The organism is Arthrobacter sp. USHLN218 (assembly GCF_037144715.1).
Lineage (GTDB): Bacteria > Actinomycetota > Actinomycetes > Actinomycetales > Micrococcaceae > Crystallibacter.
The window spans coordinates 156,597-175,095 of record NZ_JBBCYT010000008.1; the positions used below are offsets into that span (position 1 = coordinate 156,597).

General features: G+C 64.2%; 15 protein-coding genes. 11 read left to right on the forward strand and 4 right to left on the reverse strand.

The window, feature by feature from the left end; translation table 11 throughout:
* Position 1: 1 nt before the first annotated feature.
* On the reverse strand, positions 2-1,168 hold the full coding sequence (locus WFH44_RS17795) for a Gfo/Idh/MocA family protein (RefSeq protein ID WP_336715466.1): 1,167 nt from the start codon (positions 1,166-1,168) through the stop codon (positions 2-4).
* 179 nt (positions 1,169-1,347) lie between these two features.
* Here WFH44_RS17795 and WFH44_RS17800 point away from each other — a divergent pair, with 179 nt between their 5' ends.
* The 4 genes from WFH44_RS17800 to WFH44_RS17815 all read left to right on the forward strand — a co-directional run bounded on the left by WFH44_RS17800 (position 1,348) and on the right by WFH44_RS17815 (position 5,294).
* Positions 1,348-2,352: a LacI family DNA-binding transcriptional regulator gene (locus WFH44_RS17800; RefSeq protein ID WP_336715468.1), complete on the forward strand. Its 1,005-nt coding sequence runs from the start codon at positions 1,348-1,350 to the stop codon at positions 2,350-2,352.
* A gap of 185 nt (positions 2,353-2,537) precedes the next feature.
* Complete coding sequence (locus tag WFH44_RS17805; RefSeq protein WP_336715469.1) at positions 2,538-3,419, forward strand: ABC transporter permease; 882 nt, start codon at positions 2,538-2,540, stop codon at positions 3,417-3,419.
* Positions 3,420-3,450: 31 nt separating this feature from the next.
* The gene (locus tag WFH44_RS17810) at positions 3,451-4,473 is read left to right on the forward strand and encodes an ABC transporter substrate-binding protein (RefSeq protein WP_336715471.1); all 1,023 of its coding nucleotides are present in this window, start codon (positions 3,451-3,453) and stop codon (positions 4,471-4,473) included.
* Positions 4,474-4,484: 11 nt separating this feature from the next.
* Positions 4,485-5,294, forward strand: coding sequence for an ABC transporter ATP-binding protein (locus tag WFH44_RS17815; RefSeq protein ID WP_336715472.1), 810 nt, complete (start codon positions 4,485-4,487; stop codon positions 5,292-5,294).
* Between the two features lie 244 nt (positions 5,295-5,538).
* Here WFH44_RS17815 and aceB read toward each other — a convergent pair whose 3' ends face one another.
* Positions 5,539-7,221, reverse strand: a complete 1,683-nt coding sequence (gene aceB / locus WFH44_RS17820; protein WP_336715473.1) for a malate synthase A — start codon at positions 7,219-7,221, stop codon at positions 5,539-5,541.
* Positions 7,222-7,401: 180 nt separating this feature from the next.
* Entirely contained in the window at positions 7,402-8,718 is a 1,317-nt protein-coding gene (aceA, locus tag WFH44_RS17825; RefSeq protein ID WP_336715474.1) for an isocitrate lyase, read from the reverse strand.
* A gap of 158 nt (positions 8,719-8,876) precedes the next feature.
* Between aceA and WFH44_RS17830 the strand changes: the two genes are divergently transcribed.
* Complete coding sequence (locus tag WFH44_RS17830; protein WP_336715475.1) at positions 8,877-10,364, forward strand: helix-turn-helix domain-containing protein; 1,488 nt, start codon at positions 8,877-8,879, stop codon at positions 10,362-10,364.
* 654 nt (positions 10,365-11,018) lie between these two features.
* Here WFH44_RS17830 and WFH44_RS17835 read toward each other — a convergent pair.
* Positions 11,019-11,678 carry a GntR family transcriptional regulator gene (locus WFH44_RS17835; protein ID WP_336715476.1) on the reverse strand — a complete coding sequence of 220 codons (660 nt, stop codon included), beginning with the start codon at positions 11,676-11,678 and terminating at the stop codon, positions 11,019-11,021.
* Positions 11,679-11,828: 150 nt separating this feature from the next.
* Here WFH44_RS17835 and WFH44_RS17840 point away from each other — a divergent pair, with 150 nt between their 5' ends.
* The 6 genes from WFH44_RS17840 (at position 11,829) to WFH44_RS17865 (ending at position 18,492) form a co-directional block, all read left to right on the forward strand.
* Positions 11,829-12,773: a transporter substrate-binding domain-containing protein gene (locus WFH44_RS17840; protein WP_336715477.1), complete on the forward strand. Its 945-nt coding sequence runs from the start codon at positions 11,829-11,831 to the stop codon at positions 12,771-12,773.
* A gap of 48 nt (positions 12,774-12,821) precedes the next feature.
* Positions 12,822-13,709 carry an isocitrate lyase/PEP mutase family protein gene (locus WFH44_RS17845; RefSeq protein WP_336715478.1) on the forward strand — a complete coding sequence of 296 codons (888 nt, stop codon included), beginning with the start codon at positions 12,822-12,824 and terminating at the stop codon, positions 13,707-13,709.
* Positions 13,710-13,800: 91 nt separating this feature from the next.
* The gene (locus WFH44_RS17850; RefSeq protein ID WP_336715479.1) at positions 13,801-14,748 is read left to right on the forward strand and encodes an amino acid ABC transporter permease; all 948 of its coding nucleotides are present in this window, start codon (positions 13,801-13,803) and stop codon (positions 14,746-14,748) included.
* Positions 14,745-15,509 carry an amino acid ABC transporter ATP-binding protein gene (locus tag WFH44_RS17855; RefSeq protein ID WP_336715481.1) on the forward strand — a complete coding sequence of 255 codons (765 nt, stop codon included), beginning with the start codon at positions 14,745-14,747 and terminating at the stop codon, positions 15,507-15,509. Before WFH44_RS17850 ends, WFH44_RS17855 begins: the two co-directional genes overlap by 4 nt.
* 84 nt (positions 15,510-15,593) lie before the next feature.
* Positions 15,594-16,991 carry an MmgE/PrpD family protein gene (locus tag WFH44_RS17860; RefSeq protein WP_336715482.1) on the forward strand — a complete coding sequence of 466 codons (1,398 nt, stop codon included), beginning with the start codon at positions 15,594-15,596 and terminating at the stop codon, positions 16,989-16,991.
* 175 nt (positions 16,992-17,166) lie between these two features.
* Positions 17,167-18,492, forward strand: coding sequence for a 2-hydroxycarboxylate transporter family protein (locus WFH44_RS17865; RefSeq protein WP_336715484.1), 1,326 nt, complete (start codon positions 17,167-17,169; stop codon positions 18,490-18,492).
* Positions 18,493-18,499: the final 7 nt, after the last annotated feature.

Below are 18,499 nucleotides of genomic sequence, written 5' to 3' on the forward strand. Positions count from 1 at the left end.
TTCACAGCTGCACCTCCGGGACATCGATGGTGCGGCGTTCGGCGGAGGACTGCAGGCCTAGCTCGGCGAGCTGTACGCCGCGGGCCGCGGAAAGCAGCCCGAACCTGTGCTCCCGGCCGGCCACTACGTCCCGCAGGAACTCTTCCCACTGCAGCTTGAATCCGTTGTCCAGCTCGGCGTTCGCGGGGACTTCCTGCCACTGGTCGCGGAAGGAATCGGTGACCGGGAGGTCCGGATTCCACACAGGCTTGGGCGTATGGGCCCGCTGCTGGGCTACGCACTTGGTCAGTCCGGCGACGGCGGAGCCGTGGGTGCCATCGATCTGGAACTCTACGAGTTCATCCCGGTAGACCCGGACCGCCCAGGAGGAGTTGATCTGCGCGACAACCTGGTCGCCGTCTGGGGTTTCCAACTCGAAGATGCCGTAGGCGGCGTCGTCTGCCGTGGCCGTGTATTCCCTGCCTCGCTCGTCCCAGCGCGTCGGGATGTGCGTGGCTGTCTTGGCATTGACGGATTTAACACTGCCGACGATGCCTTCGAGAACGTAGTTCCAGTGGCAGAACATGTCGGTCGTCATGCCGCCGCCGTCTTCCTTGCGGTAGTTCCATGACGGGCGCTGCGCCGCTTGGATCTCGCCCTCAAAAACCCAGTAGCCGAACTCGCCACGCAGCGACAGGATCCGGCCGAAGAATCCTTCGTCAACCAGCCGGCGCAGCTTGACCAGTCCAGGCAGGTAGAGCTTGTCGTGGACGACACCGGCGGTGACTCCTTTGTCCCGGGCGATCCGAGCCAGCTCGACCGCCTCACCCAGCGTCTCTGCGGTCGGCTTTTCGGTGTAGACATGTTTCCCGGCAGCCATGGCCTTCTTCAGGGTATCGGGCCGCAGATTTGTCATGGAGGCGTCGAAAACGACGTCGACGCTGGGGTCCTCGATGATTCCGTCCAGATCGGTGGTCCAGAGCTCCACCTTGTGCTGGCGGGCCAGCTCCTTGATTTTTTCCTCATTGCGGCCGACAAGGATGGGTTCGACCTGGACCTTCGTGCCGTCCGACAGGGTGACTCCGCCCTGGTCGCGGATCGGCAGGATCGAACGCAGCAGGTGCTGCCGGTAGCCCATGCGGCCCGTGATTCCGTTCATGGCAATTCGCAGTACGGGTGTAGTGGACATGTGGTCTCCTCGGTTCATCGGCGGACTCGACGGCGAGCCGGCGCCGAGACGGTAACTGACGCAGCATTTGGGAAAGCGCTTTCCAATCTAGGACTACGGTAGCCTTTCGTCAAGAGGCTGGAAAACGTTATCCAAGAATTCCCCTCACAAGCTGGAGATCATGGCGGAAAGGACCTGCGATGTCGGCAGTAACGCTCTCGCAAGTCGCCCGGCAGGCCGGCGTGTCGCTGGCTACGGCCTCCCGGGTTCTGAATGGTTCCCAACGCCGCCCTGCGGAGGGGATTGCCGAGCGTGTGCGGACCGCGGCCTTGGAGCTTGGCTATGTCGCGAACGCGCAGGCCCAAGCGCTGGCCCGGTCCTCGACGGGCATGGTGGGGCTGGTTGTCCACGACATAGCGGACCCTTACTTTTCGACGATCGCACGAGGCGTCCAGCACGCATCGCAAGAAGCCAGCCGCCAGTTGCTGCTCGCGGCGGCGGAAGCGGGAGACTCCTCGGTTTTTAGCGCCGTGTCGACCTTCGTCGCACATCGGACAGACGCCATCCTGATCGCCGGTTCCCGCTCCGTTCGACCCGATGAGAGGCTGATTCACGAGCTCCAGCGGTACCGGAGCAACGGCGGCCGCCTGGTGACAATTGGACAGGCCTGGCTGGAGGACAGCGGCGCAGTAACCATCGACAACCGCGGAGGCTCGGCTGAGCTTGTCCGCATTCTCGCCGGTACCGGCCAGACCCGGTTCGCCTATCTGGCCGGCCCCGACCACTTGGTGACTGCCGAAGACCGCCTCTCCGGCTTCCGAGGGGGCGTCCAGGCAGCGGGAGTGGAGGAAGTTGCGGTGGTCCATGGCGCCTTTACCCGCGAGGGGGGACATCAATCGGCCCGCTCGCTTGCCGGGCAGCTCGGAGCGGGCATGCTCCGCGGGGTGACCGTCCTGGCGGCAAACGACGTTATGGCGATTGGGGCCATCTCGGCCTTCCGGTCCATGGGGCTGGAGGTCCCGCGGGATGTCCGGGTGGCAGGTTTCGATGACATTCCCACGCTGCGCGACTACGTCCCGGCGCTGACAACGGTCCGGCTTCCGCTGGAGGAAATCGGCTACCTGGCCGCGGAACTCGCGCTCGGGCAGGCCTCCGATATCGTCCGGAACGTCTCGGGAACAGTCATCCTTCGCGAGAGCGCATAACCGCCCAGCAGCGTAACTTCTGCCGGCGGGAACTTGCCTGGTGCGGGGATTGGCCCGCCACATGCGACGGCGAAATGGCCCTGCAGCTGCCATTGACTTTGTGAATTGAATCACCCTAGGGTTGGAGCAGCTATTTGGGAAAGCGCATTCCAAGCACCGAATCCGCAAGTGATGCAGGAGCCGACATGTCCGTCGTTGCAACCAAATCCCTGTCCAACAGACCGTCCCGAAGTCCCGGGCCGCGTCCATCTGCGCCGCCAAGGCCTGCCGCCAGCCGGCGCATCGGGCGTCTGCTGTCCGAATCATGGCGGCCCGCCTCGTTCGTCGCTTTGCTGGGCTTCCTGTGGTGGCTGTCCACGAGCCAGGGCTGGGTAGCCCCGTTCATCCTGCCGAGCCCCCAGGACACCTGGAACGTCGCCGTCTCAAACGCGAGCTACCTCAGCCAGCACACTTGGGTTACGACGATCGAAACCGTGATCGGCTTCGCCATCGCGTTCATCGTTGGTGAATTGGTCGCCGTCATGATGATCTACTCAAAATCGGTCGAAAAGACCATGTATCCGCTGATCCTTTTTGCCCAGGTAATCCCGAAGATCGCCATCGCACCGCTGTTCGTTGTATGGCTCGGCTTCGGGATCGAGCCGAAAATCCTTGTCGCCGTCCTGATGGCCTTCTTCCCGATCGTCATCTCCGGGATGGCGGGTCTGAAGTCTGTGGATCCCGAGATCCTGGAACTTACTTCCACCATGGGAGCAAACCCGTTCAAGACCTTCATGAAAGTCCGGTTCCCGGCGTCGCTGCCGCAGCTGTTCTCGGGGCTCAAGGTTGCGGCCACACTGGCCGTAACCGGTGCGGTGGTAGGTGAATTCGTCGGGGCCAATGAGGGCCTCGGATTCGTCATCCTGCAGGCAAACGGCAACATCGACACCGCCATGCTTTTCGCCGCACTCATCATCATGTCCGTACTCGGCGTGCTGCTGTTCGCGCTAATTCAGATTCTCGAATGGTTCCTCATCCCGTGGCACAGTTCCCGCCGAACCCGCAGCGCCAGCGCACCGTCAGCCTGACTTCCGCCCGCACTAAGACTTGGAGATCATCATGAAACTGTCCCGTCGCACTATGCTCGCGGCCGGCGCCGCCTCCATTGCCGTGGCACTTTCCGCCTGCGGTGGAAATGGCAACGCAACTTCCGCTGGAGCGGACGGAGGGAGCGAAGACGTCACCCTGATGCTCAATTGGTACCCCTACGGTGAGCACGCTCCCTTCTACTACGGGGTTGAGGAGGGGATTTTCGAAAAGCACGGCATCGACCTGACCATCAAGGCCGGCCAGGGATCGACGAAGACCGTACAGGCGGCTGGCCAAGGCCAGGTGGACTTCGGCTGGGCCGATACTCCAGCCGTCCTGGCCAATGTGGATAAGGGTGTTGCGGTGAAGAGCCTGGGCGTCTTCCTGCAGACAACACCATCCGCCGTGCAGGTTTTCGTGGATTCCGGCATCAGCAGCACGGAGGATCTGAAGGGTAAGACCATCGCCGTTTCCGCCGGCGACGCCCCGACGACCACTTTCCCCGCATTCCTTGAAGCGGCCGGCCTTGCAGAGTCCGACGTCAAACAGCAGAACCTGGACGCCGCAGGCAAAATGGCGGCCATGATGTCCGGCAAGGTGGACGGACTGATCGGCTTCGCCCATGATCAGGGACCGACTATCGCCAGCAAGTCGGGCAAGGAGATGACCTACCTCCGCTACGCGGACGCCGGCATCAACTTCTATTCCAATGGCCTGATTGCCTCGAACGATTATCTTGCCGAGAACCCGGATTTGGCCGAACGGATGATGGCGGCGGTATCCGAATCATTCGAGTCGGCCATCGCCGATCCCGAGGCGGCAGCCAAGTCCATGGAGGGCAAGGATCCGCAGATTCCGGCCCAGGACGTGGTCCTGACCCAGTGGAACGAAACCATCAAGCTGCTGCACACTGACGCCACCGAGGGCAAGAAGCCCGGAGTGAATGACCCGGCCGACTGGGAAGCCACGATCAAGACCCTTTCCGAGGCCGGGCTGCTGAAGTCAGCCGGCGACGCCGACAAGTACTTCGACTCGGCCTACCAGCCGAAGTAAGGACCGGAACCATGACTGCCACAGTGACGGCACAGCCGGATACCCGCCTGAATCCGCTCCTGCAAATCGAGAACCTCTCCGTCCGGTTCGCCTCGAAGCGAGGTGAGGTGACCGCCCTGGACAACGTCGATCTCACTGTCCCGAAGGGTGAATTCCTCTCCATTGCAGGACCGTCCGGTTGTGGAAAATCGACCCTGCTCAAGGTGGTTGCCGGGCTTACGATTGCCACGTCCGGATCGGCCAGGCTGAGGGACACAGTTGTCAAGAATCCTCGACGCGACATCGGCTATGTCTTCCAGCGGGCGGCCCTGCTGGAGTGGCGCAATGTGCGCGGGAACATCCTGCTGCAAGCCGAGATGCGCGGTATGGACAAGGCGAAGGCCTCCCGACGTGCCGACGAACTGATCGAGATGACGGGGCTGACGGGTTTCGAGAATGCCATGCCGCACGAACTCTCCGGCGGCATGCAGCAGCGGGTATCCCTGTGCCGGGCGCTGTTGCATGAACCGGACGTACTGCTCATGGACGAGCCGTTCGGCGCACTTGACGCGCTGACGCGCGAACGGATGAACATTGAGCTGCACCGGATCTGGCGTGAAACCCAGACAACGGTCATTCTCGTGACCCACTCCGTGGCGGAGGCCGTGTTCCTGGCCAACAGGGTCGTGGTCATGAGTCCCCGTCCCGGAAGGATCCTCGAGACCATCGACGTTCCGCTGGGCAATGACCGCGATTACGGTGCCACCATGGAGCATCCCGAGTTCGTCCGGATTGCGGCGAAGGTGCGCGACTTGCTCGGCGCGACCCACGCTTCAGACTGAAGGACGTTGTCCGTCGCGACCACCGAAATGATGCCCCGGACCTGCGCGGTCCGGGGCATCATTTCTGGTCACTGATTCGTGCTTCCGCGGGGCCGCCGCTCCGCCCGGCTTTCGGGCTGCTTGTGGCGAAGAAAGCGTGGATCGGGCGGCTCCGCGGAAAGTGCAGGCCGGCGGGCGGGATGGAAGGTACCGCCCGCCGGAGGTTGGGGGAGGGGCCGCCCTGTTAGAGTGGCCCCTCCGGTGCCTATGCGGCGGCCATCTCCCGCTCCCGCTCCTGCACGGGCTGCTGCTGGCGCCGGCGGCGGGGCTGCTCGTCCTTGCCGTCCAGGTAGTTGGTGTACGCGGGCGTGGTCAGGAAGGGCGGGAAGTCGCGGCCGAGCGAGACGGTCTCGAAGATCTCGCGGGCGTCGTCGAAGCGGTCGCCGTCGAACCGGGGCAGCTTGTCGAATTCCTCGTCCAGCAGGTCCCGCACCCAGCGCTCGGTGACGATTTCGCCGTCGTTGGTGATGGCGTGGGCGTTGATCCACTGCCAGATCTGCGACCGCGAGATCTCGGCCGTGGCGGCGTCCTCCATCAGGTTCTTGATGGCGGCCGCGCCGTGGCCCCGCAGCCAGGACTCGATGTACTGGATGCCGACCTCGATGTTGGTGCGGATGCCGGCCTCGGTGATGGAACCCTCGGTGCCGGCGATGTTCAGCAGGCCGCGGTCATCTGGGGTGACGTCCTCGCGCTTGCGGTCGATCTGGTTCGGCCGGTCGCCGAGCACGGAGTCGAAGACCTCGCGGGCCACCGGCACCAGGTCCGGGTGCGCCACCCAGGAGCCGTCGAAGCCGTCGCCGGCCTCGCGGGTCTTGTCGGCGCGGACCTGCTCCATCGCGATCTTGTTGATGTCCGGCTTGCGGCGGTTCGGGATGAAGGCGGCCATTCCGCCGATCGCCATCGCCCCGCGGCGGTGGCAGGCCCGGACCAGCTGCTCCGTGTAGGAGCGCATGAACGGCGCCGTCATGGTGACCTGGGTGCGGTCCGGCAGGACGAACCGGGGGCCGCGGGTGCGGAAGTTCTTGATGACGGAGAAGATGTAGTCCCAGCGGCCGGCGTTCAGGCCGGAGGCGTGGTCGCGCAGTTCGTAGAGGATCTCCTCCATCCCGAACGCGGCCGTGATCGTCTCGATCAGCACGGTGGCGCGGATGGTGCCCTGCGGGATGCCGAGCAGGTCCTGGGCCAGGATGAAGACGTCGTTCCACAGCCGGGCCTCGTGGTGCGACTCGATCTTCGGCAGGTAGAAGTACGGCCCGCGGCCCTGGGCGATCAGCCGCTGCGCGTTGTGGAAGAAGTAGAGGCCGAAGTCCACGATGCCGCCGGCCACCGGCTCACCATTGATCAGCATGTGCTTCTCCGGCAGGTGCCAGCCGCGGGGCCGCACCACGATGGTCGGCATGTCGGTCAGCTTCTCGCCGCGCAGCTTGTATTCCTTGCCGGCCTCGGTGGTGAAGTCGATCCTGCGGTCCAGCGCGTCGGTCAGGTTCAGCTGCCCGTTGACGACGTTGGACCAGCTCGGGGTGGAGGAGTCCTCCATGTCCGCCAGCCACACCTTGGCACCTGAGTTCAGCGCGTTGATGGTCATCTTGCGGTCCACCGGGCCGGTGATCTCGACCCGGCGGTCCTCGAGCCCGGGTGCGATCGGGGCGACCTGCCAGGAGGAGTCCTCGCGGATGTGCCGGGTCTCCTCGAGGAAACGCGGGTCCTCGCCGCGGGCGATCGTGCGGCGGCGGTCCTCGCGCTGCTCGAGCAGTTCGTGCCGGCGCTCGGCGGTGGCGCGGTGCAGCCGGGCGACGAAGTCCAGCGCCTGCGGGGTCAGCACTTCCTCCTGCCGGCGCACGGGGGTGCCGGTCAGCGTGATGCCGTTCAAGGTGATCGGATCGTTCATGGGACTCACTCCTAGAGAATTCTGAAAAAGTACGACGACGGCACTTAGGTGAGGTGGCCAAGGAGCCTTTCGGGGGTCCGGAAAGCGGCTAATAGATTCCGTAAGGCCGCTTGCGGCCGTCGGAATGTCGTGCCGCGGCGGACCCCCGAAAGGCGAACCCAGGTGCCGCCGTCGTAAGTGTTAGTGGAACTGGCCTTCTTCGGTGGAACCCACCAGGGCCAGGGTGCTGCCGTTCGGGTTGAGGGCAGTGGAGATCTGGTCGAAGTAGCCGGTGCCCACTTCGCGCTGGTGCTTGGTTGCGGTGTAGCCGCGGTCTTCGGCGCCGAATTCGCGCTCCTGCAGCTCGACGTAGGCGCTCATGCCTTCCCGGGCGTAGCCGTGGGCCAGGTCGAACATCGAGTAGTTCAGGGCGTGGAAGCCGGCGAGGGTGATGAACTGGAAGGTGAAGCCCATGGCGCCGAGCTCGCGCTGGAACTTTGCGATGGTGGCGTCGTCCAGGTGCTTCTTCCAGTTGAAGGACGGCGAGCAGTTGTAGGAGAGCATCTGGTCCGGGAACTCGGCCTTGACGGACTCGGCAAACTTGCGGGCCAGCTCCAGGTCCGGCGTGCCGGTCTCCATCCAGATCAGGTCGGAGTACGGCGCGTAGGCCTTGGCGCGGGCGATGCAGGGCTCGATCCCGTTGCGGACCTTGTAGAAGCCCTCCGGGGTGCGCTCGCCGGTGATGAACTCGCGGTCCCGCTCATCGACGTCGGAGGTGATCAGGGTGGCAGCCTCGGCGTCGGTGCGGGCGATAATGACCGACGGCGTTCCCGCCACGTCCGCGGCCAGCCGGGCCGCGTTCAGGGTGCGGATGTGCTGCGCGGTCGGGATGAGCACCTTGCCGCCGAGGTGGCCGCACTTCTTCTCCGACGCCAGCTGGTCCTCCCAGTGGACGCCCGAGGCGCCGGAGGCGATCATCGACTTCATCAGCTCGTAGGCGTTCAGCGGACCGCCGAAGCCGGCCTCGGCGTCGGCCACGATCGGGACCAGCCAGTCCTCGACGCTCTGCTTGCCCTCGGAGAACTCGATCTGGTCCGCCCGCAGCAGCGCGTTGTTGATCCGGCGGACCACCTGCGGCACCGAGTTGGCCGGGTAGAGCGACTGGTCCGGGTAGGTGTGGCCGGAGAGGTTGGCGTCGGCGGCGACCTGCCAGCCGGAGAGGTAGATGGCGCGCAGACCGGCCTTGACCTGCTGGACCGCTTGGTTGCCGGTGAGGGCGCCGAGGGCGTTGGTGTACTGGCCGGTCTTGGCTTCCTCGGTCAGCTGCTGCCACAGCTTCTCGGAGCCGCGGCGGGCCAGCGTGTGCTCCTCCTGGACGCGGCCGCGGAGGCGGACGACATCGGCCGCGGTGTAGTCGCGAGTGATGCCCTCCCAGCGGGGATTGGCGGCCCACTCGAGCTCCAGTGCCTTTGCTGCCTCTTCAGGGGTCTGCGGGGCCGGCTCAAATGATGCGGTCATTGCTGTTCTCCTTGGTTGTCCCGGCGTCTTCACCGGGTGACTTGGGTTACGGCTGTGGGGCCGAACTTCTTCGTGAAAACGACTATTCCGTACGGTGCAAGGGGTCCGATAGATGAAAATGCTGGAAAGATTCGCGTTTCTTCGCGTATCCTCAAGAAATGACGTCTACCAGCTGGCACCGTCCCGCTAAGCCCTCCCCGGAGGCGGAGAACGACGGCGACATCGACCTCATCAGCTTGGGTCGCCGCGTGCGCCACTTGCGCAAGGCAGAAGGGATGACACTCGACGGCCTGGGCGCCGCCGTCGGCACCGCGCCGTCCCAGCTGTCGCTGATCGAGAACGGCAAGCGCGAGCCCAAACTCGGCATGCTGCAGTCGCTCGCCAAGGCCCTAGGCGTGGGCATGGACCAGCTGCTCGGCACCGAGCCGCCCAGCCGCCGCGCCGCCCTGGAAATCGAGCTGGAACGCTACCAGCGCGGCCCGCTCTACGAATCCCTCGGGCTGCCCAAAATCCGCGTCAGCTCACGGCTTCCCATGGATGTCCTGGAGTCGCTGGTCGGCCTGCAGCACGAGCTTGAGCGCCGGCTCGACGAACAGTCCGCCACCCCCGAGGAAGCCCGCCGCGCCAACACCGAGCTGCGGGCCGAAATGCGCGCCCGGAACAACCACTACGAGGACATCGAGGCGCAGGCCCAGGAGCTGCTCAAGGCCGTCGGCTTCAAGGGCGGCCCGCTGTCCCACCACGTCGCCGCGGACATCGCCGAGCACCTCGGATTCAGCCTCCAGTACGTCGGGGATCTGCCGCATTCCACCCGCTCCGTGACGGATTTGAAGAACCGCAGAATTTACCTGACGCAGGGCCACCGGTCCGAGCATGACCCGCGCTCGGTGCTGCTGCAGGCCGTCGGGCACTACGTGCTAGGCCATGAGACGCCGTCGGACTACGCCGACTTCCTCCGCCAGCGCGTCTACACCAACTACTTCGCTGCGGCCCTGCTGATGCCCGAGCACGCCACGCTGGATTTCCTGCAGAAGGCCAAGGCCACGAAGGAGCTGGCGATCGAGGACCTGCGCGATGCCTTCTCGGTTTCCTATGAAACCGCCGCCCACCGGTTCACGAACCTGGCCACGCACCACCTGGGCATCCGCTGCCACTTCCAGAAGGTCCACGTCTCCGGGATTATCCATAAGGCGTATGAGAACGACGACGTGAACTTTCCGGCGGACCACACCGGCGCCATCGAAGGCCAGCCCGTGTGCCGGTTCTGGACCAGCCGCGCGGTGTTCGACGTCCCCGACAAGTTCCGCGCGTTCAACCAGTACACCGACACCGCCGCCGGCACCTTCTGGTGCACCGCCATCACCGAGCGGCACTCTTCGGGCGAGTACTCGCTGAGCATCGGCGTGCCCTACAAGGACGTCAAATGGTTCCGCGGCCGCGACACCCAGGAACGCTCCAAGTCGCTCTGCCCCGACGAATCATGCTGCCGCCGCCCGCCCGCCGACCTGGCCGCCCAATGGGGCGGCCAAGCCTGGCCCGCCGCCCGCGCCAACACCCACCTCCTGGCCGCCCTGCCGCCCGGCGCCTTCCCCGGCGTCGACGAAACCGAGGTCTACCAGTTCCTCCAGGCCCACGCCGCCCGGTAACAGCAGCCGGAAGGCCTCGGGTTTCCGCCTAACCCACCTGCCCGGGGTCAGCAGGCCGTGGGCCGACATATGCGCCGTTATCGGCGAAGGAACCAGCGGCAGGCCTGACGGGCCTTCCGCAGTAAGGATAGGAGTGGCGGCGTAGGCGCCGCCCTGCTTTAGGGAGTTTAGGCCACTTTATTAGCTTCCAATAAAGCGGTTCTGGGCTCCGGACTGTTTGCCTTGTGGGCCGGATGGCGGGCCTGTCGAGCCCTAGACTACCTAGTGGCCACAGCGCGGTGAACCTGCGGCCGGCTCCTTTGATCCCGGCCCCGCACGACGGCCGGACCGAACGGAAGGAGTGCGCCATGGGGTTCCTTGAGCCCATTCCTGATTGCCGCTGAGGCTGAACGGTTCCTACTATTCGGTGCCATTCGTCGGTGCGGCAGGACCGGCTGCTGGGCCCATCATTCCCAGACCCATTCGTCGTTGCTGGGCGTTCCTTCCCGCCCGTGATGGCTCGGGAGCGATGCTTCGAGTCGGCATAGACAGAAGTCTGCGGCTGACCTGATGCCAACCAATGCCGAGGTCGCCTCCCGTTGCTTCATGGCAGGTGGAGCTGGGTAGGTAAGGTAACTGGCTGGCTCCTTTGCTCTGGACTGGAGTGGACACGGGTTACGCGGCTCCGGCTTTACCTTGCAGTTGACGGCCAGGGTCGTTGCAACAGCTAAGCGCCTTCTCCAGCGCTCCGCCGTCTTTATCGGTCACGGCTTCCAGGATTTTTCGATGATCGGCAACGATTTTCGCCTGGTGTTCAGGGCCGAAGAAGTAGGTGGTGCTGATGCGGCGCTGAAGCGGATGGTTCCAGCTATCGTGGAGGACCTTCCGTAAGTAGTCGTTGGGGCACGGCTCAATCAGGGCCGCGTGGAAAGCGAGTCCCAGGTGGAAAAGCTCCTCGGCGTTGTTCGGGTCGAGGGCTTCGAATTCGTCAACGAGAGCGCGCAGCCGTACGAGCTGCTGCCGAGTATGGCTTCCGAGAGCTTGCCGCGCAGCCAGTGACTCGAGCAATTCGCGCACCTCGTAAACGTTTTTGATGTCCTGATCGGTGAGATGGTTCACAACGTATCCGCGACCAGGGACCAGTGTGGCCAGCCCTTCCAACGCCACTTGGGTCAGGGCATCCCGGACGGGCGTTCGGGAAACGCCGTATTGAGTTGCTATCTGCTCCTGCACGAGTGCTGTTCCCGCGGGCAGGGTCCCCTCCACGATGTCCGAGCAGATGCGCTCATAGACCTGAACGGCAAGAGGGCGGGGGTCGGCGGCGGTCGTCTGCATCCTTCATCTCCTTCAAGAGGTTTTCCAGTCTATTGAATAAGCCGCGTCCAGGCGGCCGACGAGATGCCAAAAATTTTCCTTGACCCCTCCGTATTCACTGTATACGGTGAATACTACTCGAGAGTGACACTACTCACAAGGAGGACGGTTATGGGGAAAAAACACGTTTGGGTGGGGGTAGCGGCTGTCCCGCTCCTTGTCGGACTCACGGCTTGCGGCGGCGCTGCCACGGGAGGAAACGCGGCAGAGGGGAATGGAACGGTCACCGTTGCCGGCGTTGAAATTTCGAAGGACGAGAAGCTTGCGGAGATGGTGCCGGAGGAGTTTCGATCCGGTGTGAAGGCCCTGACCATTGCCCCGTACCCGCCGTACATGGAAATCGGCCCGGGCGGCGAGGTGGAAGGCGCGCTGATCGACGTTGGCGATGCCGTCGCGGCCAAGCTGGGCGTCACCATCGACTACAGCCCGGTAAACCTCGACGGTGCGATTCCTGCGCTCCAGGCCGGAAAGGGCGACCTCCTGGTCATGACCCTCGCCGACACGGCGGAGCGGGAGAAGGTCCTCGACTTCATCAACTTCGGCAAGGACGGGCTCTCGCTGATGGTCAAGGCGGGCAATCCGGAAGGCATCGAGTCCGGCAAGGACCTCTGTGGCAAGAACGTCACGATCCTCTCCGGCTGGTCACCGGCTGACACCTTCGACGTCATTTCCGAACAATGCGAGTCGGAAGGCCGCCAGGCGGTCAACATCCTTCGTCTTCCCAAGACGGAGGACGGGCTCATGGCCGTTAAGAGCGGGAACGCGTCCGCATCCTACGTGTCCAAGTCCGCAGCTCTCACCGCGGTTAAGGAACTGGGCGAGAACGCCGGCATTGAAGTGATCTTGCCTAAGGACGAGCCGGCCGGCTGGAACCACCAGTACAAGGGGCTCACCTTGCCCAAGGGCAGCGAATTGGAAGCCCCGATCGAGGAGGCCATGCGTCATCTGCTCGAAGACGGAACGCTCAAGCAGATCTTTGACGAGTATGAAGTCGGATACATCCTCAACGACGAGATCATCGTCAACGAAGCGCTGGCCCTTTCAAACCTCTGGTAACGGCCGCCCGCCGCGGCAACATCACTCGCGAACGGAAGTAGAAAACTTATGAATTCCTTGAAAACCATGCTTCGGTCCGGTGGGCCCGTCGTCGCTCCGGGCGTACACGATGCGCTCGGTGCCCGCCTGACGGAGTCCGTGGGATTCACCGCGGTCTCCATCTCGGGGTTCGGCGTCTCCGCCTCGAAGCTGGGGTCCCCGGACATCGGCCTCCTGACTCTGACCGAAATGGTTACGGCCGCCAAGGAGATCGCTTCCTGCGTGGACATCCCGGTGATGTGCGACGGCGACACCGGCTATGGGGACGCCACGAACGTCCGGCGGGCCGTTGCGGAATTCGAGGCAGCCGGGGTCAGTTCTTTGATGCTTGAGGATCAGGTCGCACCGAAACGGTGTTCGCTGCAGAGCGGGGTGAAGGTCGTCCCCGTCGACGAATACCTTCCCAAACTGGATGCGGCCCTCTCGGCGCGCGGCAGTGAGGAGTTCCTCATCGTGGCCCGGACCGATGCGCGAGCCCAGCACGGGCTGGACGAGGCCATCACCAGGGGCCGGGTCTACGCGGAGATGGGGGCTGACATCGTCTACGTCGAGGGCATCCGGACGAGGGATGAAGCGGCACGGATCCGTGACGGTATTAAGGATGTTCCCCTGCTCTACAACGTGCAGGAGGACTCCGAATACCCCTACCTGCTGCCCCCGGAGGCTTACCGGCTCGGTTACCAAGTAGTCATGTACCCGATCGCGCTGACCCGGCTTTATACCCACGTCGCGGAAAGATACCTCCGCACGCTCCTCAACGGCGAGGACACCAACGGATTCGTCGAGGCCATGTCCACCGTCGAGCAGTTGGAGGGACTCGTCAAGCTCGATGCATGGCGCGCCCTTGAAGCCGACTCACTCAGCGCGGCCGGCCGGCTGCTGCCATCCCGACCCTAGCCCTGCCGGAACCGGCGCGGAGGGCACCGGTTGGACCATGCCGTCCCCGGCTGCCACCTTCTAAACGCTACTCCCATCTGGAGAGAACACCATGACCATCAATTCGACCCACCCGGGGCTGCAAACGGAGCGCGACGTAGACTCCGCGCCGCGGATCATCCCGCGCAAACATCCCTGGCGGATTGTCGGTGCCGCTGCGGCACTGTCTGTGTTGTTCGGGGCCCTGTATTCTCTGGCCACGAATCCAAACATCGGCCTCGAGTACATCCGCGAGTACCTGTTCCACCCGACCACCCTCAGCGGCGTCGGTGTCACCATTTTCCTCACCGTCGCCTCCATGATCGTCGGCACGCTGCTTGCCGTGGTGGTCGCCGTTATGCGGCTGTCGGCGAATCCGGTGCTGCGCTACATCGCTACCTTCTATGTGTGGGTGCTGCGCGGCACGCCCCTGCTGATCCAGCTGATTTTCTGGGCTTACTTGGGTGCTCTCTACGACAAGCTGTCCCTAGGCATTCCGTTCACGTCCATCACTTTCTGGCAGGCGGAAACGTCCTCACTCATCACGCCGATGATCGCTGCTCTGCTGGCACTGACCATCAACCAGGGCGCCTACGGCGCGGAAATCATCAGGGCCGGCATTATCGGCGTCGATCGCGGCCAGATCGAAGCGGCGCAGGCACTGGGCATGGGTTCGGGGCGGACGCTGCGCAGGATCGTCCTGCCCCAGGCTATGCGCACGATCATCCCGCCGATGGGCAATGAGACATTGTCCATGCTCAAGGCCACGTCCCTGGTCTCCGTCATCGGCGGGCTCGACCTGATGACCAACCTGCAGCACACGTACGCACAGAATTTCCAGGTTATTCCGCTGCTGATCGTCGGTTGCCTCTGGTACCTGTTCCTGACCACGCTGATCAGCATCCCCCAGGGTTGGCTCGAGAAGCGCTACGGCCGCGGAACGGTACTCTCGTCGGCGCCGGGCTTCAAGCTTCCCAAGTGGGGACGCGCCGCTAATGACAATCCGGGAGTCAAGCGATGAACACCAACATGATCACCATCCGCGGGGTCCACAAGTCCTTCGGCCACACCGAAGTCCTCAAAGGCATTGACCTGACCGTCCGCAGCGGAGAGGTCCTCGCGCTGCTGGGTCCCAGCGGCTCGGGCAAGAGCACACTGCTACGGTGCATCAACCACCTGGAGCGGATCGACAGGGGCATCATCGAGGTCGATGGCAAGCTCATCGGCCACCGGCGGCAAGGCGATGTCCTCCACGAGCTTCCTGAAAGCCAAATCGCCAAGGACCGCCGGAGCCTGGGCATGGTGTTCCAGTCCTTCAACCTCTTCAACCACATGACGGCCATGGAAAACATCATCGAGGCCCCCGTGGGTGTGTTACGCCGGCGGCCCCGTGACGCCAAGGAACGGGCCGGCTACCTGTTGGACCGCGTCGGGCTCGGCGACAAAGGGACCCTGTACCCGAGCCAGCTTTCCGGCGGCCAGAAACAGCGTGTGGCCATCGCCCGTGCCCTGGCCATGGACCCGAAGGTCATGCTCTTCGACGAGCCGACCAGCGCCCTGGACCCCGAACTCGTGGGCGAGGTCCTGGGCGTGATGCGTGAGCTCGCCGAGACCGGCATGACCATGGTCGTGGTTACCCACGAGATCGGCTTCGCGCGCGAGGTCTGCGACACGGTTGCCTTCATGGATGACGGACACATCGTCGAACTCGGCTCCCCGCAGGAGGTCCTGCTGAAACCCTCCCATGCCAGAACAGCGGACTTCCTCTCCAAGGTCCTGTAACCCCTGCCAGCGGCTCCACCCCGCCTCCCAAAAAACCGTGGTAACCGGACCCGCCGAACCGCATACGGCACGAACGAAAGGTGCATGTTGGCACGCGAAACGATTGCAGAACAGATTGCCGGCTGGGCCGCCCGGCTCCGCTTCGATGACCTTCCTCTGGAGGTCGAGGAGCGGATCCGTCTGCTGATCCTCGACCACGTCGCGGTGACCCTGGGCGGGATCCGGCACCAGGCCACCCGGCCTGTCCTAGACACCGTGGCCCCGGAAGGATCCGGAAACGCCTCGGGCGTCCCCGTCTGGGGGGCCGGGCGCACCGCCCGTCTGGAAGACACAGTCCTCGTCCATGCAACAGCCGCGTCCGCCCTGGATTTCGACGACGTCCACCTGGGCGCCGGGATCCACCCGGGGGCCACCTGTCTCCCCGTCATCCTGGGCATCGCCATGGAGCGCCGGATCCCGCTATCGGAGGTGATCGCCGCCGCTGCCGTCGCCTACGAAACCATGGTCCGCGTCGGCATGGCCGTCTTCCCAGCAAGCCGGGACCACGGTTTCCACGCGACCCCGGTGATGGGCAGCATCGGGGCCGCCGTGGGAGCCGCCCGGCTGCTCGGCTTACCGGCGGCCGCGCTGGCCGACGCGATATCCTTGGCAGCCATGAATGCCGGCGGCCTGTTCGCGTACCACGGCAGCTGGATCGAGCCGAGCCGCGTCCAAATCGGGCGTGTGGCCCGGGAAGGTCTGCTCTGCGCCCGACTGGCGGGGAACGGAACTGCCGGGCCCCGCGACGTGTTCGAAAACCGCGACGGCTTCCTAAACGCCTTCAGCGGGAGCATCGACAGGAACCGCATGACCGACGGTCTGGGCAGCGACTGGCACCTGATGATGACCGAACCGAAGCTGTACCCATTCTGCAAGCAGACCTACGGGGCCATCGAGGCCGCCATGAAACTGCGCCGGCGTCAGGCAACGCTCCACGCAATCCGGAGCATCACTGTCGAGACGACACACTCGGCGGCCGCCCTGCCCAGCAGTTACCCGCAAAACGCCGACGCGGCCGTGCTCAGCCTGCGCTACGCCATATCCTCCACTCTGCATCTGGGTACCCCGGGCATGAGACACCTGTCCGAGGACGTCCTCGCCGACCCCGGCGTCGCCGACCTCTTCCACCGCATTCAGGTCATCGGGTCACCGGACCTCAGCCGGCGATTTCCACCGCAGACACCGGCCTCGATCGTCACCACCCTGACCGATGGAACTCTGCTGCACGCCTCCGCTGACGGCGACGGCGTCCTCCAGGACCAGAGCCTCGAGGCCGATGGCCTAGCCCGGAAATTCACAGAACTCGCAGTCCCCGTCATCGGGGACGTCATCAGCCAACAACTCTGGGTAACGGGCCGTACAACCACGGACCAGGCCTTCGCGGACCTGCTCGAAACCCTGCAACACCCCCTGTCAGCCTCAACAGGGCTCGTATCCCGCTAGGCCACAAAGAGATGCGTCCACGCGGCGCCAGGAACCCGCCGCACCAGGCGCTGCGCCAGGGGGGGTGCCCGCAGCGTTCACCGGATTCCTGACCGCAACCCGCCGGCTCACCGAGATCACCCGCCGCCACGGCTTCGACTACATCCTGTTCGACATGGAAGAAAGAGAATGACACATGTCCTCACCCGCGCTTGACGTCAGCAACGCTGAGCCAGAAGCCCCCGAGGGAAAACTCCACATACAGGGAGTGCCGCTCCTCTACTTCGCAATCCTTCTCGCGGTAGTTGCCGTCGCCGTATACACGGAAGTGCTTCCCCACAACCTCGCGACGGGAATGGCCGTGACCATGGTCATCGGCGGAGCCCTGAACTACATCGGTACTCTCTTCCCAGCCTTCGGAATGTTCGGCGGAGGGCCGATTCTCTGCCTCATTGTTCCCGCAGTGCTGCTCTATTTTGGTCTGGTCCCCGAGAGCTTCGGGGAGATGTCGTCGCACCTCTTCAACGAGACGGGGTTTTCGGACCTTGTGGTGGTCGGAATTGTGGTGGGTAGCCTGCTCGGCATGAGCAAGTCCCTGCTCATCAAGGTCGGTGTCCGCTTCTTCGTCCCGATGGTCGCGGGCATGGCCACCGCTCTGGTGGTCGGCTACGTAGTCGGCACGATCACCGGCATCGGGGGAGGGAACGCGGTGATGCTCATCGTGGGTCCGGCCATGGCCGGCGGTATAGCTGCCGGCGTCGTCCCCATGTCTGAGATTTATGCCGCGCAAACAGGCGGCGATGCCGGCGGATATCTCGAACAGCTCACCCCGATCGTCATTCTCGCCAACTTCGTCTGCATTCTTTTCGCCGGAGTTCTAAATGGGCTCGGGAAAAAGGTCCGCCACCCACTGTTCTCCGGAGAGGGACGGATGCTGCGGCGCAACGATCAGACCCTGAAAGCCTCGACCTCAGGCCTGCCGGTCACACTTCGCAGCGTAACGATCGGCGTGTTCATTTCCGGCGCTGTCTATGTCCTGGGACTCGTGCTTGCCGCTGCCGTCCCGTCAGTCCATATGTATATCTGGGTGATCCTCATCGTGGTTGCCCTGAAGATGTTCAATCTCCTCCCCGACTTCATGCAGATGGGCGCTGAAGCCTGGTCCGACTTCATCACCTATGCGTTGACCCCGTCCGTCCTGGTCGCCCTCAGCGCCGGACTGATGGACATCGATGCAATCCTCAGCGTTGTCGTGAACCCCACCTATCTGGTCACCATCGTTTGTGTCGTTTTGGCGGCGGCAATCGGCGCAGGAGTGGCGGGTCTCCTCATCGGTTTCTACTTTGTAGAGTCCTCCATCAGTGCCGGACTGGCGATGGCCGACATGGGCGGATCCGGCGACCTGGCGCTCCTGAGTGCTTCCGGCCGAATGCACCTCATCCCGTTCCTGCAGATCGCCACCCGCCTCGGAGGACTGCTCATGCTGGTAGTGGCTTCCGCGCTGGCACCAATCTTCCTGTGACAACCGA